The organism is Nonomuraea aurantiaca, from assembly GCF_020215705.1.
Taxonomy (GTDB): domain Bacteria; phylum Actinomycetota; class Actinomycetes; order Streptosporangiales; family Streptosporangiaceae; genus Nonomuraea; species Nonomuraea aurantiaca.
Window position 1 is genome coordinate 243,528 of sequence record NZ_JAIWNB010000014.1, and the last position, 15,522, is coordinate 259,049.

The window sequence follows — 15,522 nt, forward strand, 5'->3', positions numbered from 1 at the left end:
CTCTGACCGTCCCGCCCCACTCTGACCGTCCCCGCCCACTCCCCTGACCGTCTAGGGGGCGGACCAGGGGTGACGGTCACGCCGACGGTGCCGCGGGGTCGGGCACGAACGTATGGGTGGCGGCCCAGCTGGCCAGCAGGCGGAGTTTGTCCTCGGAGTCGCTGCCGGGTTCGGTGCCGTAGGCCACCAGGGTGAGATCGTCGGCGGCCAGCGCGAGGGATTCGTAGGTGAGGTGGAGGTCGCCGACCACGGGGTGGTGGAAGGGTTTGGCGCCTATGTGGTGCTGGCGGACGTCGTGGCGGGCCCAGCGGGCGCGGAAGTCGTCGCTGCGGGTGGACAGCTCGCCGATCAGGTCGGTGAGGGTCTTGTCGTAGGGGTCGCGGCCGGCCTGGGCGTGCAGGAGGGCGACGGTGTCGTCGGCGGCGCGGTCCCAGTCGCCCCAGAAGTGGTGGGAGCGGGCGTCGAGGAAGATGTACCGGGCGTGGTTGGGGGTGGCGCCGCGGGCGGTGTCGATCATGGGGGCGTACAGGGCGCGGCCGAGGGTGTTGAAGGCCAGGACGTCGCCGCGGCCGTTCATGACGAAGGCCGGTGCTTCGGTCATGGCGTCCAGCAGCCGCTGCACGCTGGGCCGCACGGTGTGCGGGACGGCGCGGCGCCGGCGGCGCGGGCCCTGCCCGGCGGTGCGGGCCAGGTCCTCCAGGTGGGTGCGTTCTTCGTCGTTGAATCGCAGCGCGCGGGCCAGGGCGTCCAGAACGCTGTCGGAGACCCCGGACAGATCACCGCGTTCCAGGCGGGAGTAGTACTCCACGCTGACCCCGGCCAGCTGGGCGACCTCGGCGCGGCGCAGGCCGGGCACCCGCCGCCTGCCGGAGGACGGCAGCCCGGCCTGCTGCGGGCTGATCCTGGCCCGGCGGGAGGTCAGGAACTCACGGATCTCGCTGCGGTTGTCCACTTTTCCAGGTTAGGCGGGCTTCCTTCTGGGAGGGGTGCCCTGTCATTACACCTTTAGACAGTGCCTTCCACCTCGTCTGACCAGCGCCTTTGATGGGTAGTGGCTAGTGCCCCGGCCTGATCAGAGGGCCCGGCCGGGCTCGCGACGGTTTCGAGCCGCGCCCGCCTGCGGGGGGCCGGCCGTGCGGACAGAGTGTCTGTGCGGCCAGAGAATCTGAAGGAGTGAAGGTTATGCGTGGTGTGGTGATGCACGCTCCCGGTGACGTTCGAGTGCAGGACCTGGACGACCCAAAGATCATCGAGCCGACAGACGCGATCATCCGCGTCACGGCGACCTGCGTGTGCGGGTCGGACCTGTGGCCCTATCGCGGCGTCGAGGAGGTCCACGAGCAGCCGATGGGCCACGAGTACGTCGGCGTGGTCGAACAGGTCGGCAGCGAGGTCAAGACCGTCAAGCCCGGCCAGTTCGTCGTGGGCACGTTCGTCGCCGCCGACGGCACCTGCGAGATCTGCCGCTCGGGCTACCCCTCTTCGTGCATCCACCGGGTGTTCGTCGGCCAGGTCGGCACCCAGTCCGAGCGTGCCAGGATCCCCTTCGCCGACGGCACCCTGGTGGCCACGCCCGGCACCCCCGAGCCCGACCTGATCCCCAGCCTGCTGGCCGCCTCCGACGTCCTGGGCACCGGCTGGTTCGGCGCGGTGGGAGCCGAGGCCGGCCCCGGCAAGACGGTCGCGGTCGTCGGCGACGGCGCGGTCGGCCTGCTGGCGGTGCTGGCGGCCAAGCAGCTGGGCGCCGAGCGGATCATCGCCATGAGCCGCCACGAGGCGCGCCAGAAGCTGGCCATCGAGTTCGGCGCCACCGACATCGTCACCGAGCGCGGTGACGAGGGCGTGGCGAAGATCAAGGAACTGACCGGCGGGCTGGGCGCGCACTCGGTCGTCGAGGCGGTCGGCACCCAGGAATCGATGCGGCAGGCCATCGGCTCCGCCCGCCCGGGTGGTCACGTCTGCTTCGTGGGCGTCAACCACGACGTCACCCTCCTCGGGGATGAGCTGTTCTTCGCCCAGGTGCACCTGCTCGGCGGGCCGGCCCCGGTGCACCGGTTCCTGCCCGAGCTGATCCAGCTGATCTGGGACCGGAAGATCGACCCCGGCAAGGTCTTCGACCTCCAGCTGCCTCTGGAGGAGGCCGCCGACGCCTACAAGGCGATGGACGAGCGCCGCGCCATCAAGGTGCTCCTGACCGTCTGATCACTCTGCCACCGGCGCGTCGCCGCGCGGGATGAACGCGATCGTGTCGCCCAGGCTCCGCACAGCTCCTCGATGATGCCCTCCGCGTTCTTGCGATTGTCACAACAGAGCAGACGCGATCCGGGCAGGAATGGTCACACGGCTTCCCGGTTGATGTACTGGACTCATGTCTTCGCATCTGATCCAGGGCCGCACGGTGAGCATGCCCGTCCAGGTGAGAGAGGCCACGGTCTGCAGCGTCATGTATCCCGTACGGGCCGACGCCGCCAGGGCGGTGATCGCCTACTCGGGGCTGGACGTGGCCGAGGTGTTCCCGGGCAAGGCCATCTGCGTGCTGGTGTTCGTCGATTACCGGGACAGCGATCTGGACGCCTACCACGAGGTCGGCGTGGCGTTCCTGGTGCGTCCACCGGGCGTGGCGCAATCGGTCGGGCTGAGCGATCTACGGCGGGCCGGGGTGTTCATCCACTGGCTACCGGTCGATCAGGAGTTCACTTTGGACGCGGGCCGCCGCATCTGGGGCTTTCCGAAGGAGCTGTCCGACATCGACCTGCGGCTCGACTCGGCGTACAAGCGCTGTGTCCTGCGCAAGGACGGCCGGCTGGTGCTTGACCTGCTGCTCAGACCGGGCCTGCCCGCGCCGGGCGGGGGCGCGCTGGTGCCGCTGGACGCCTTCACGCACCGGGAGGGCGTGACGCGCCGCGTCCCGTGGTCGGTGACGGCCCGGGGCGTCCGCGTACGGCCCGGCGGCGCGCTGATCCGCCTGGGCAACCACCCGATAGCCAAGGAGCTGAGCGAGCTCGGCCTGCCGAAGCGCCCGCTGCTCACCACCACGGTCGCCCACGCCGCCATGACCTTCGGCGACGCGATGGCCATCTAGGCCCGGGCGCTCCACCGTCCGTCGACGCGGCTGATCCGGACCGGGTGGTCGAAGCACTTGCTCACCAGGTCGGTGGTCAGCACCTCGTCCACGGGCCCCGACGCCATGCACTCGCCCTCCCGCAGCAGCAGCGCGTGGGTGGTGCTGGCGGGCAGCTCCTCCAGATGATGGGTCACCAGTACGGTGGCCAGCGCCGGGTGCTCCCGGCGTAGCACGTCGAGACTGGCGAGCAGCTGCTCCCGGGCGGCCAGGTCCAGCCCGGTGGCGGGCTCGTCGAGCAGCAGCAGCCGCGGCCTGGGCATGAGGGCCCGCGCGATCAGCGCCCGGCCCCGCTCGCCCTGGGACAGGTAGGGCCAGCGCGCCTCGGCCTTGCGCGCCATCCCCATCATCCCGATCAGCCGCAGGGCCTGCTCCTCCTGCTCGGCGGTGGGCCTCCATCGAGGGACGAGCTCGATGGTGTTGGTGGCCCCGGTCAGCACGAGTTCGCGCACCCGGAGGCCGGACTCCAGCGAATGCCGTGGATTGACGTGCCCCAGGAAGGAGCGGAGCTCGCGCATGTCGACCCGGCCGAGCCGATGCCCCAGAACCTCGACGACCCCTCGTGTGGGGTGCTTCACGGCCCCCAGGAGGTCGAGCAGCGTGCTCTTCCCGGCCCCGTTGGGCCCCAGCAGGGCCCAGTGCTCGCCCTGGCCGACCGTCAGAGAGATCGACCGCAACAGAGAGGTGCCATCGCGCACCACATCGACCTCGACAGCGCGCAGAACTGGCCCACCGGCAACAGGATCCATCTGCGCAGGCTATCAACAGTCATCAGATGTCTGAGGACTGACCGTGACCTGGCCGGTCCTCAGACGATCGGCGGGCGCCCCAGTTTCACCATGCGCCACGCGGTCTGCCAGGCCATCGGGCGGCGCTCGCCGGCCGGCGTCCGCAACCCTTCGAAGAACCCGGTGAACCACGCCTTGATCGCCACGCCGGACCGGCGCTCCCGGATCAGCGTCAGCACCACCCAGTCGAGCAGGTAGAGCGCCGCCAGCGGCCACGGCAGGTTGCGCCGCGCCAGCCACACCCGGTTGCGTGCGTTGAGCCGGTAGAACTCGGCGTGGCGCGTCGGCGGGACCTGCGGGTGGTACATGACCGTCTCGGCGTCGTACTCGATCCGGTAGCCCTCACCCAGCAGCCGCCAGGCCAGGTCGGTCTCCTCGTGAGCGTAGAAGAACTGCTCCGGCAGGCCGCCCACCTGGAGGAAGGCCGAGCGGCGGATCGCCGAGGCGCCGCCGAGGAAGGTGGTGACCGGTGAGGATCGTTCGGGGTCGCCCGCGCGCAGGCGCGGGACGTGGCGCCGCTGGCCGATGCCGCCGTCGGGGTCCATCACCCGGAAGGAGATGACCGCGAGGTCGGGCTCGGTGGCGAAGCGGTCGCGGACGTGGGAGACGACCTTCTGGTTGGCGTACCAGCCGTCGTCGTCGAGGAACAGCACGACATCACCGGAGCACTCCTCGACGCCGCGGTTGCGGCCGGCCGGGATGCCGGTGTTGCGTTCGAGCCGGATCGTCTTCACCGTCGCTGACGAGCCCACGGGTGGCGTCGCCGACACCTCGGGCACGTCGGCGCCGTTGCCCACGATCACCACCTCGACGTCGCCGTCGATCTGGTGGAGCGCGGACTCGACCGCCCGGTTCAGCTCCGCGACCCGGTTGCCCATGGTGAGGATGACGCACGAGATCTTCAACGGGTCATCGTCCTGACGCGTCGAGAACACGGGCGGAGCATTCTTTCATGATCACCGAGTCTGCTGGTATGCATATTTCCTGATATTGGTGGAGCCAAGCGTATCGGAACCGAAGGTGAACCCCCGCCAAACTGCGGACGTCCGATCAATACGACGAGCGAGGGGCTCCGCCGGTTCCGATGTCTGCTCACGCAAGCCGCCTCGATGCCAGGATGCTGACCAGGTGCAGGACGGTCTGCAGGACCGCGGCCACGAAACAGGCGATCAGCAGCACGCGCGAGGCGAGCAGATCACCCGCGACGGCGTCGATCACCGCGGCGACGACCGCGAGCATGGAAAGCTCGATCGGCTGCACGATCCGGTGGAACTTCGTCGCCCCCACCACCCGCCGGGCCAGCCCCAGCAGCCCGGAGCGCAACTGCCCCGCGGATGCCTCGGTGGCGGTCGGCAGGCCGCCCTTGGCCCTGGCCACGTCCACGAGGTCGGTCTCGGCCTTGATGAGGATCGCGCCGAGCGCGGCGGCGACGCCCAGCACGGTGTACCAGTCAGGCAGCACGGCCGAAGCCCGCCAGCCCAGCCCGATCAGCAGGGCGGCCTCGGTGAAGTAGGCGCCGACGCGGTCGAGGTAGACCCCGACCAGCGAGGTGCGGCCCGTCCAGCGGGCCAGCTCACCGTCGGAGCAGTCCAGCAGCAGGTAGACCTGTACGAGCAGGGCGGCGCCCACGGCGGCCCACAGGCCCGGCAGGGCCAGCACGATCCCGGCCACGATCCCGGCCAGCGTCATCACCCAGGTCAGCTGGTTGGGCGTGATGGAGGTCTTGGCCGTCAGCCAGGTGACGTAGATGGACAGCCGGCGCATGTAGAGCACGCCCGCCCAATGCTCACCGTTTCTGCGCTCGAGGTGTCCGGCGGGCTGGGCGACCCGCCGGATCTCAGCGACCGAAGGCCCGGACATAGTCCCCCACCCGATCGCGGACCTCGGACTCCGACATGCGCAGGTGCTCCAGGATCGTGTAACGGCCGGGACGGGTGGCGGGCGCCAGCGTGACGGCCTCGGCGAACTGCTCGCCGCTCAGGCCGATGTCGGCCGGGACGACGGGCAGCTCGTGCTGTCGCAGGCAGTCAGTGACCTGCTTGAGCCGCGCGGCGTCCTCCCTGAGGAAGAAGCAGAAGGCGGCTCCGATCCCGGCGAGCTCGCCGTGATTGGAGGTGCCGGGGAAGAGCTGATCCACGGCATGAAGGATCTCATGGTCTCCACCACTCGCGGGCCGAGACGAGCCGGCGATGACCATCGACATGCCCGACAGAATCAGCGATTCGGCCAGAACGGTCAGGAACGCGTCCGACTCGATGGAGTCGGTGCGGCCGACCAGCGCCTCGGCCGCCATGCGGGCCATCGAGCAGGCCAGCCCGTCGATGGGCTCGCCGCGCTCCACGTTGCCCAGCTGCCAGTCCTCGATGGCCGACAGGTTGCTGACCACGTCGCCGACCCCCGACCGGACCAGCGACTCGGGAGCGCTGTGCACGAAGTCGAGATCGACCAGGACCGCCAGCGGCATCGGCACGCCGAACGTGCCCTTGCCGCCCTCGTACACCAGTGAGGCCGTGGGCGAGCAGATGCCGTCGTGGGACAGGTTCGTGGCCACGGCGACCATCGGGATGCCCGCCAGCGAGGCGGCGTATTTGGTCGCGTCGATGGTCCGGCCGCCGCCGACGCCGACGACCACCTCGTAGGCGCCCTTGCGCAGGTCGGCGCCGAGCGAGACGGCCGCGTCGACCGAGCCGTCGGACACCCTGAACACCTCGGCCTCGCCGAGCGTGGGCGCGATCAGGCCCTCGATGTGGTCGCCCTGCCCCGGGCCGACGGCGACGGCGACCCGGCCGGAGGTCGCCACCCGGGTGTCGGCCAGTAATGCGCCGAGCTCCGCCACCGCGCCCCGCCTGACCATGATGGCCAGGGGCGCGGGCAGCATCCGCGCTAGAAGCGGCATGCCCGCCTCCTCAGTAGCGAACGGCTATGGTACGAGCCTTGGCCAGGTCGTCGTGGTTGTCCACCTCGACCCAGTCGACCTCCCCGATGGGCGCGACGTGGATCCGCTCGCCGCGCGCGACCATCTCCTGGTAGCCGTCCTCGTAGTAGAGCTGCGGGTCGCGCTCGAAGGTGGCCCGCAGCGCGTCGGCCAGGCGCTCGGCGGCGCCGGGGCGGATGAGCGTGGCGCCGATGTACTCGCCGTAGGCGGTGGCCGGGTCCATCAGCTTGGTGATCCGCTTCAGGTCGTCGCCGTCGAGGGTGACCTTCATCTCCTCATCGGCCAGCCGCTTGACGTTGTCGACCGCGAGCAGGATGTCGCTGGTCTCGGGCGCCGACAGCAGCGTCTTCTCGACCGAGACGGGGTGCACGGTGTCGCCGTTGACCAGCAGCGCGCCCTGCGCGAAGTAGTCGCGCGCGCACCACAGGGAGTAGGCGTTGTTCCACTCCTCGGCCTTGTCGTTGTGCACGAGGGTGAGCTTGACGCCGTGCCGCTTCTCCAGCTCGTCCTTCCGCTCGTGTACGGCCTGCGCCGCGTAACCGACGACGATCACGACCTCGCGCAGGTCCACCTCGGCGAGGTTGCGCAGCGAGATGTCCATGATCGTGGTCTCACCGTCGACCGGCACCAATGCCTTCGGCAGCGTGTCGGTGTACGGTCGCAGGCGTCGTCCGGCTCCAGCGGCCAGCACCATTCCCAGCAACGTGCACTCCTCAGTCGAGCATCTACTCCGTAGGACCCAAAGGTTAGTTGGCTTTTGGCCCTCACCGGGTAATCGACCGTTAGTCTCGCGTTTCCGTAGCGGTCGCGGCCACCCCTGAGGGAGAGGTGGCGAGCCAGCAGGTGAGGCTCTCCCACCCGAACAGGACCCACAGATACGCGGCGAGCAGCACGAATCCGCCGGTCACCACGCCCACGATCGCCGACAGCGAGATCACCATCATCCGCCCCTCCCAGCCCAGCCCGAACGTGCTCAGCCACGGCGGCGGATAGGCGCGCTGGCGCAGCCGGTAGATCAGGTCGTAGTGGTGGAAGGCCAGCGCGCCGAGCAGCGCGAAGATCAGCACCGGCGGCACGTCGTGGGCGAAGCCGCAGGCCGCGATGAAGGTGTACTCGATCAACCGCAGGATCGGCGGCACCAGCCAGTCGAGGCGGCCGTCGTGCGGATGGGAGCTGCCCGGCCCGGCCAGCAGCAGCGTCACGGCGGGCGCGAAGACCGCCAGCCCGTCGGACCCCGCCACGCCGATCAGCAGCAGCACGCCGATCACGAACGCCCCGGCGATCAACGGGGGCAACGGCGGTAGCTGCCCGGACACGAGCGCGCCCATGCCGCGCGACAGCGGCCCGTCGTCGCGATAGGCCACGACGTAGCTGCTCGGCACGGGCGCCATCTGCACCGAGGTCATCGCGCGGTCCTCGCGATCCGGCCGACGAGCAGGTAGAGGGTCGCCACGCCGCCCCAGCCGAGGAGCGCGACGAAGGTGACCCGGGCGTTGTACACGCCGGCGGTGATCGCGATCAGCGCCATCCGCTCCCCTATCGGCAACACGATCGCTTTCTTCATCCACCGGAGGACCTTCTCTCGCTCCATGCGGTGCGCCAGGCGGAGCACTCCCGGTTTGGGTGCGCCGTGGTGCTCTCCCTCGGCCGAGTTCAGCAGCGAGCTCACCGGCTTGGCCCCCAGGGCGCCGGCCCGGCTCGCGTCGGCCACCCCGGCCGCGAAGGAGTAGTTGATCGAATGCCGTACCGTCTGGAGGATCATCGCGGCGACGGCGAGATACCAGATGCCGTCGGGGCCGCCCTCGCTCAGCGGCAGCCCGGCCGCGTAGCCGAAGGCGAGCCCCACGTAGACGACATACTCCTTCAGCCGGTCGGCCATGCTGTCGAGCCACGCGCCCAGCGGCGTGAAGGCGCGGGTGTAGCGGGCCAGCTGGCCGTCGAGGCAGTCGCAGGCGAACGACAGGTAGAGCAGCCCGGCCCCGGCGAGCTGCGCCCCGCGGTTGCCCGCCCCGAACCAGACCGCCGACAGCACGGCCAGGCCGATCGAGATGCCGGTGACGGCGTTGGGCGTGAGCTTCAGCCGGGCGGCGGGACGGATGAGATGGCGTGTCCAGGACGAAACAAGGTAAGTGCTGACAAAGCCATCCTCCGCCTTGACCGAGGTGTCGAGGCGTACCTGGGACTCGTCGACGTCGGCGAGCCTGCTGACCGCGGTGTCCGCCGACACCTGGCCAGTCACCCGGTCGCAGTGCAGCTGCCCGATCCCGGTGGCGCGCACCTTCACGCCCGATCTGACCAGGCCCACCAGCAGCAGGTCGACCGCCTCGACGGTGGTGACCGGGCCGAGCTTGCCGGTCTCGGCCAGGTCGGCCAGCTCCTCGGCGACGTCGGCCAGCGCGCTCAGGTCGGCCTGACTCGCCTGGAGCACGCCGCGGAAGGTGGCGTTGGCCTCGGGCACGAGGTGGAAGGAGCTGCCGGCCGCGACGATCTTGCCGCCCTCGACCCGCACCGGCGGCCGCATCGGCGCGGCCATGGCGTCGTAGGAGACCAGGGCGCTCGTGTCGCGCTTGGGATGCTCCAGGAGCAGCGAGAGCGCCTCGGTGTGGGTGACGAGGTCGGCGGGCAGCACGACCAGCGTCCCCGGTACGGCGCGCGCGAGCTTGGCGACGCCGCGCAGGTCGGTGCTCAGGCCGCCGAGGCCGTCAGCCGGCGACACCACCTGGACGTCGAGGACGGACAGCTCGGCCAGCTGGCCGTTGAGCCGGTCGAGCAGCGTGCCGTCGGCGCAGGACAGCCGGCAGGCGGGTGTCGTGGCGAGCAGCACCACCGACGTGGTCGTGCTCTCGCGGGTCAGTGAATCGGTCACGGCGCAGGTCTCCTCCCGGTCGCGAGGGAGTGCGTGGACACAGCGTAGCGACAGGGCAACGCGATATCACGGAACCGGACCGTTACGCTCCCCCTATGGAATCTCGGCTGCGCTCCGTAGGGGTGGTCCTGGCAGGTGGCGTGGGTCAGCGTGTCGGGCTCAACACCCCCAAGCAGCTCATCAAGATCGCTGGTAGGACGATCCTGGAGCACACGCTCGCCCTGTTCAACGGCTCACCCGACATCGACGAGGTCGTGGTGCTGATGGCCCCCGGCTTCGCCGACACGGCCAGGGAGATCGTGGAAAGAGGCGGTTTCGACAAGGTCAGCCAGATCGTCGAGGGCGGCGCGAGCCGCCCGGAGAGCACCTGGCGCGCCCTCAAGGCCCTGGGCCCGAGGGAGTGCAACGTGCTCCTGCACGACGCTGTACGGCCTCTCCTGGAGCCCCGGATCATCACGGAGTGTGTCAGGGCCCTGCAGACGTATTCGGCCGTGGACGTGGCGATCCCGAGCTCCGACACCGTCGTGGTGGCCGTCCCCGGCCCTCGTGGCGAGATCGTCCGCGACATTCCCGACCGATCACGGCTGCGGCGCGGCCAGACGCCGCAGTGCTTCCGCCTGTCGCTGATCCGCGAGGCGTACGAGCGGGCCTTCGCCGACCCCGACTTCGAGCGGCAGCCGGCCACCGACGACTGCGGCGTGCTGCTGCGCTATCTGCCCGACGTCCCGATCTACATCGTGCCGGGCAGCGAGCACAACATGAAGATCACCCATCCGGTCGACGTCTACATCGCCGACAAGCTCTTCCAGCTGGCCGCCACCAGCGCGCCCGTCCCCGACCCGAGGGACTACCGCGAGGCGCTCGACGGCCGGACCATGGTGGTCTTCGGCGGCAGCTACGGCATCGGCGCCGACGTCGTCGAGCTCGCCACCGGCCACGGCGCCCGCGTGCACTCCTTCTCGCGCACCCAGAACGGCGTGCGGGTGGAGGACTACGACCAGGTGGCCAAGGCGCTGGCGCAGGTGGGCCGGGTCGACTACGTGGTCAACACCGCGGGCGTGCTGCACATGGGCAAGCTCGCCGAGGTCACCGACGAGACCATCGCCGAGACCGTGGGCGTCAACTACCTGGGCCCGGTCAACGTGGCCCGCGCCGCCTACCCGCACCTGCGCGAGAGCGCGGGCCGCCTGCTGCTCTACACCTCCTCCAGCTACACCAGGGGCCGGGCCGACTACAGCCTCTACTCCTCGACGAAGGCCGCCGTCGTCAACCTCACGCAGGCGCTGGCCGACGAGTGGGCCGCCGACGGCATCCGGGTCAACTGCGTCAACCCCGAGCGCACCGGCACGCCCATGCGCGAGCGCGCGTTCGGCGAGGAGCCGCCGCACACCCTGCTCTCACCGCGCGCGGTCGCCCAGACCTCGCTCGACGTCCTCATCTCCGACCTGACCGGACAAGTGATAGACGTGCGCCTGGACGGGGCTTGACCCGCTGCTCGTTACCCTGCGGTTATATGGGGAGACTCTCTGCGATCGCGGCGGTCCTCGGCTGCTATCCCGTCCTGGTGGTCGCGGCGCTCTGGCCGTCGCCGGTCGTGTTCGGCGCGGTCGCGGCGGCCTCCTACGCCACCGAGTACGCCGCGCCACGCCACGCCCGGCCGTTCCTGGGTCTGCTGGCCAAGGTGCATGTGGACGCCACATTCCGGTTCGTGATCAGGGAGATGGCCGCCCTGCTGCTGGTGGCGCGGACGACCGGGCCCGGCTCGCCGTGGTTCGTCGCCATGGCCCTCGGGCTGTTCGCGCTGCACGGGCTGCGGGCCGTACAGACGTGGGTGGCCCTACGGCTGCGCCACACCCTGAGCGTGATGCCGGTGACCACCCGCAACCTGGACGTCTCGGCCCTGCGCATACCGCGGCTGCCGCCGGAGTTCCTGATCGACTTCCGCGGCGTCCGCTTCCTCTACCTCGACCTGCCGGCGGTGCTCGGCGCGTCGGCCGGCGCGCTCGCAGGGGCCATGGGCACGGGAGTCTCCCTGCTGCTCGGCGCCGCCGGGGCGCTCGCCGTCCTCCCCTTCGTCCGCCGGACGGCCCCGCTCGCCGACCGGGCCCACATCCTTGAGGTGGTCGACGGGCAGGTACGCGCCTACCGGCCCGAGGTGATCCTCTACTTCTCCGGCGCTCCCCAGGCCGCCTACCAGGCCAGGATGTGGCTGCCCGTCCTGGAGCGGATCGACCGGCGGGCCGTGGTGGTGCTGCGCGAGCGCGGCATGGCCCGGCATCTGGAGGAGACCACGCTGCCGGTGCTCTGCATCCCCTCCTCGGCCGACCTGATGGGCTTCCACTCGCTCTCGGACGCCAAGCTCTGCCTCTATGTGGCCAATGTCGGCAAGAACATCCACATGCTGCGCATCCCGGGCCTGCGCAGCGCGTTCATCGGGCACGGCGACAGCGACAAGCAGGCGTCGTTCAACCCGTTCTCCAAGGTGTACGACGAGGTTTGGGTGGCCGGGCCGGCGGGCCGGGACCGCTACCGGCGGGCCGGGGTGGGCGTCCGGGACGAGGACGTGCACGAGGTCGGCCGTCCCCAGCTGGAGGGGATCACGGCTGATGCGCCCATGTTGCCGCCGGTGCCGAGCACGAGCGCGGCGAGCGTGGCCCGCGCGCCGTACCGGACCGTCCTGTACGCCCCGACCTGGGAGGGGTGGACCGACGACCTGTTCCACACCTCGCTGATCACCATGGGCCCGCGCATCGTGCGGGCGCTGCTCGACCACGAACCGCCGGTCCGCCTGATCTACAAGGCGCACCCGCTCACCGGCCACCGCGACCGGAGTGCCGCGCGGGCGCACCGGCAGATCGTGGCGATGATCGAGGCGGCCACGCTCGCCCGCTCCAAGCTCAGGCACCCGTCGCACACGGGCCACGCCCTGCCGGCCGGGCACCTGGTCGTCTCCGGGCCGAGGCCGCATCTCTATGACTGCTTCAACCAGGCCGACCTGCTGATCACCGACATCTCCTGCCTGGTGTCCGACTTCCTGGCCAGCGGGAAGCCGTACGCGGTGACCAACGTGGCCGACCTGCCCGAGCGGATCTTCCACGAGCGCTACCCGAGCACGGAGGCGGGCGTGCTGCTCGGCGAGGACCTGGCCGGGCTGGCCGGGCTCCTCGACGGCGCGGACACGCTGGCCGCCGCGCGGGACAAGCTCAGGACCTATCTGCTCGGGCCGGAGTTTCCGGACGGCATGGCCAGGTTCAGTGCGGCGGTCGAGCGAGTCTGCGCGGGCTCGTGAGGAAGCCCCAGCCCCAGGACATGTGCATGGCGGCGTACACGATCGGCAGTCTGGCCTTCACCGCCCCCGGCAGCCCGCTGCCCGTCAGGAGGGACCCCGCCACGATCGCGACGGCGTAGCCGCCGGGCGCGATCAGCGCGAGGGGGAACAACGGCGAGATGACCAGGCCGAGCAGGATCGCCAGCACCGCGGCGGGGGGCGCCAGGTAGCGCAGGTTGATCGTGCCCTCGTGGGTGCGCGAGACCACCCGGCGCCAGCGCCCGTAGTGGAAGTACTGCTTGGCCAGCGCCTTCACGTTGGGGCGGGGGCGGTAGGAGACCCGCATGCGCGGCTGGAACCAGACCAGTCCGCCGGTCTGGCGGATGCGGTGGTTCATCTCCCAGTCCTGGGCCCGCTGGAAGTGCTCGTCGTAGCCGCCGACCCGGTCGAGCGCCGCGCGCCTGAACACCCCCAAATAGACGGTGTCGGCGGGGCCCGCCGTGCCGCCCACGTGGAAGGCGGCCGCGCCCACGCCGATCTTGGAGGTCATCGCGCACGCGACGGCCTTCTCGAACGGCGTGATGCCCTCGGCCGCCATGACGCCGCCGACGTTGTCGGCGCCGGTCTCCCTCAGCGTCTCCACGGCGACGCGCAGGTAGTCGGAGGGCAGCATGGCGTGCCCGTCGACCCTGGCGATGATGCCGTTACGGGAGGCGGCGATGGCGGCGTTGAGCGCGTTGGGCGTGCGGCCCGTGGGGTTGGGCACCACGGTCACCCGCCGGTCGGCCGCCGCGATGGCGTCGGCGACCTCTTGGGTACGGTCATGTGAGGGCCCCACGGCGAGAACGACTTCGATCTCACCTGGGTAGCTCTGGGCGAGGACCATGTCTACGGCCTCGCGTAGATGCCGCTCCTCGTTGAGGACCGGCATGACGACGGAGATGGGCGGCCAGCCGTGCGTCTCCGCTGGCGCGTGCGGCGAGTCGGGGAACTGCTTCATGGCGGGGCTCACGCTACTGTACGAGCAGGGGAGGACGGCAATCCCGCGGTGGCACGAGGGGGGCAGGGCATGCGCGACCCGGGCGAGGAGGACGCTGGAGTACACGTGGGCGGCGACGCGTACGGCGGCGTCAAGCTCGTGGGCAGGCGCACGCGCAGGCCGCTCAAGAGCGCCAAGGCCCGGCGCCGGAATCTGATCCTTTCGGGAGTGCTGTCCGTGGGCGTCCTGGCCGGCACCGGCGTGGTGTGGGCGGCGCCGAAGCGGATCGGCACGATCGACGCGGGTGTGACCGAGTCGGCCCCCCGCGGTGCCATGAACATCCTGCTCGTCGGCGTCGACAAGCGCGACGACCTCACCCGCAAGCAGCAGAACGAGCTCAAGCTGGGCCGCGAGTCGGGCCAGCGCACCGACACCATGATGGTGATCCACCTGTCGGAGGACCACAGCCGGGTCACCGTGGTGAGCCTGCCCCGCGACACCTGGCTGACCATCCCCGGCAAGGGCGATCACAAGATCAACTCGGCCTACCAGTTCGGCGGGCCCAAGCTGGCCCGCCAGACCGTCGAGCAGGCCACCGGGCTGCGGATCAACCGCTACATCGAGGTCAACGTCCTCGGCTTCATCAACGTCGTCGACTCCCTCGGCGGCGTCACCGTCTGCACGCCCGTGCCGATCAAGGACCCCAAGGCCGGGCTCGACCTCACGGCCGGCACCCACGAGCTGAAGGGCATTCAGGCGCTCGGCTACGCCCGCACCCGCGCCACCGCCCGCTCCGACCTCGATCGCATCGACCGGCAGCAGCAGGTCATCTCGGCGCTGCTGAACCGCGCGCTCAGCGCCGGCATGCTGGCGAACCCGGCCCGGCTGACCTCGTTCGTCAACTCCACGCTGAGCACGATCAAGGTCGATCCCGACGACGACCTGATCGGGCTGGCCACCCAGCTCAGGGACGTCTCGCTGGACAACGTGAAGTTCGCCGACGTGCCGCTGGCCAACGTGGACTTCAAGGCGCCGACCGGCGAGTCGGCGGTGCTCTGGGACAAGCAGGCGTCCCGCGACCTGTTCGCCAGGATCAAGGCCGACGAGGACCTGTCCAAGCCCAGCCCCACTCCCAGCTCGTCCACCTCGTCCTCCGCCAAACCCACCATTCCGCCGGATCGGATCGCGCTCAAGGTGCTCAACGGCACGCTCATCACCGGTCTCGGCGCCCGCACCAAGACGGCGCTGGTCGCCGCCGGGTTCAAGGTGTCCGGCACGCCGGGCAACACCAAGCGCAAGGACTACAAGAAGACGGTCGTCCGTTATGGCGCCGGCCGCGAGGACTCGGCCCGCACGGTCGCCGCGGCCATCCCCGGCGCCGACCTCGTCCAGATGGACGGCGACGGCATCGAGGTGATCGTCGGCAGCGACCAGCCGAAGATCGGTAAAGCGAAGACCTCGACCACACCAAGCGCCCAACCCACAACTACACCCGTTACTAAAACGGCAACCCAGAACATCTGTAAGAAATAGGCATATCCCCCAGCCGTTCGGGCACGTGACAG

At 70.4% G+C, this 15,522-nt stretch carries 14 protein-coding genes; 5 read left to right on the top strand and 9 right to left on the bottom strand.

The window, feature by feature from the left end; genetic code table 11:
* Positions 1 to 76: 76 nt before the first annotated feature.
* Complete coding sequence (locus LDL49_RS30740) at positions 77 to 952, bottom strand: helix-turn-helix transcriptional regulator (protein WP_225296001.1); 876 nt, start codon at positions 950 to 952, stop codon at positions 77 to 79.
* 230 nt (positions 953 to 1,182) lie between these two features.
* Between LDL49_RS30740 and LDL49_RS30745 the strand changes: the two genes are divergently transcribed.
* The gene (locus LDL49_RS30745) at positions 1,183 to 2,202 is read left to right on the top strand and encodes a zinc-dependent alcohol dehydrogenase family protein (protein WP_225296003.1); all 1,020 of its coding nucleotides are present in this window, start codon (positions 1,183 to 1,185) and stop codon (positions 2,200 to 2,202) included.
* 166 nt (positions 2,203 to 2,368) lie between these two features.
* Positions 2,369 to 3,082 (top strand): acetoacetate decarboxylase family protein, encoded by a 714-nt coding sequence (locus LDL49_RS30750; protein ID WP_225296005.1) that lies wholly within the window; start codon positions 2,369 to 2,371, stop codon positions 3,080 to 3,082.
* Here LDL49_RS30750 and LDL49_RS30755 read toward each other — a convergent pair.
* From LDL49_RS30755 to LDL49_RS57280, 7 genes are all read right to left on the bottom strand, one after another.
* On the bottom strand, positions 3,079 to 3,870 hold the full coding sequence (locus tag LDL49_RS30755; protein WP_225296007.1) for an ABC transporter ATP-binding protein: 792 nt from the start codon (positions 3,868 to 3,870) through the stop codon (positions 3,079 to 3,081). The genes LDL49_RS30750 and LDL49_RS30755 overlap by 4 nt on opposite strands.
* A 59-nt stretch (positions 3,871 to 3,929) precedes the next feature.
* The gene (locus tag LDL49_RS30760) at positions 3,930 to 4,814 is read right to left on the bottom strand and encodes a glycosyltransferase family 2 protein (RefSeq protein WP_225296078.1); all 885 of its coding nucleotides are present in this window, start codon (positions 4,812 to 4,814) and stop codon (positions 3,930 to 3,932) included.
* A gap of 187 nt (positions 4,815 to 5,001) precedes the next feature.
* Complete coding sequence (locus LDL49_RS30765; protein ID WP_225296009.1) at positions 5,002 to 5,769, bottom strand: CDP-alcohol phosphatidyltransferase family protein; 768 nt, start codon at positions 5,767 to 5,769, stop codon at positions 5,002 to 5,004.
* Positions 5,747 to 6,787, bottom strand: coding sequence for an iron-containing alcohol dehydrogenase family protein (locus LDL49_RS30770; RefSeq protein WP_225296080.1), 1,041 nt, complete (start codon positions 6,785 to 6,787; stop codon positions 5,747 to 5,749). The genes LDL49_RS30765 and LDL49_RS30770 overlap by 23 nt, the downstream gene beginning before the upstream one ends.
* 28 nt (positions 6,788 to 6,815) lie before the next feature.
* Positions 6,816 to 7,547: a phosphocholine cytidylyltransferase family protein gene (locus LDL49_RS30775; protein ID WP_225296011.1), complete on the bottom strand. Its 732-nt coding sequence runs from the start codon at positions 7,545 to 7,547 to the stop codon at positions 6,816 to 6,818.
* Between the two features lie 79 nt (positions 7,548 to 7,626).
* Positions 7,627 to 8,250 (bottom strand): DUF5941 domain-containing protein, encoded by a 624-nt coding sequence (locus tag LDL49_RS57275; protein ID WP_263655687.1) that lies wholly within the window; start codon positions 8,248 to 8,250, stop codon positions 7,627 to 7,629.
* Positions 8,247 to 9,710 (bottom strand): CDP-alcohol phosphatidyltransferase family protein, encoded by a 1,464-nt coding sequence (locus LDL49_RS57280; protein WP_308016215.1) that lies wholly within the window; start codon positions 9,708 to 9,710, stop codon positions 8,247 to 8,249. The genes LDL49_RS57275 and LDL49_RS57280 overlap by 4 nt, the downstream gene beginning before the upstream one ends.
* A gap of 95 nt (positions 9,711 to 9,805) precedes the next feature.
* Here LDL49_RS57280 and LDL49_RS30785 point away from each other — a divergent pair, with 95 nt between their 5' ends.
* Both LDL49_RS30785 and LDL49_RS30790 read left to right on the top strand, forming a co-directional pair.
* Complete coding sequence (locus tag LDL49_RS30785; protein WP_225296013.1) at positions 9,806 to 11,197, top strand: bifunctional cytidylyltransferase/SDR family oxidoreductase; 1,392 nt, start codon at positions 9,806 to 9,808, stop codon at positions 11,195 to 11,197.
* Between the two features lie 26 nt (positions 11,198 to 11,223).
* A complete protein-coding gene (locus tag LDL49_RS30790; RefSeq protein ID WP_225296016.1) occupies positions 11,224 to 12,999 on the top strand; it encodes a CDP-glycerol glycerophosphotransferase family protein in 1,776 nt (591 codons plus the stop codon).
* Here LDL49_RS30790 and LDL49_RS30795 read toward each other — a convergent pair.
* On the bottom strand, positions 12,962 to 13,978 hold the full coding sequence (locus LDL49_RS30795; protein ID WP_225296018.1) for a glycosyltransferase family 2 protein: 1,017 nt from the start codon (positions 13,976 to 13,978) through the stop codon (positions 12,962 to 12,964). The two genes, LDL49_RS30790 and LDL49_RS30795, sit on opposite strands and share 38 nt — an antisense overlap.
* 69 nt (positions 13,979 to 14,047) lie before the next feature.
* On the opposite strand from LDL49_RS30795, the gene LDL49_RS30800 reads away from it, so the two are divergent.
* Positions 14,048 to 15,490: an LCP family protein gene (locus tag LDL49_RS30800; protein ID WP_225296021.1), complete on the top strand. Its 1,443-nt coding sequence runs from the start codon at positions 14,048 to 14,050 to the stop codon at positions 15,488 to 15,490.
* The last annotated feature ends 32 nt before the right edge of the window (positions 15,491 to 15,522 follow it).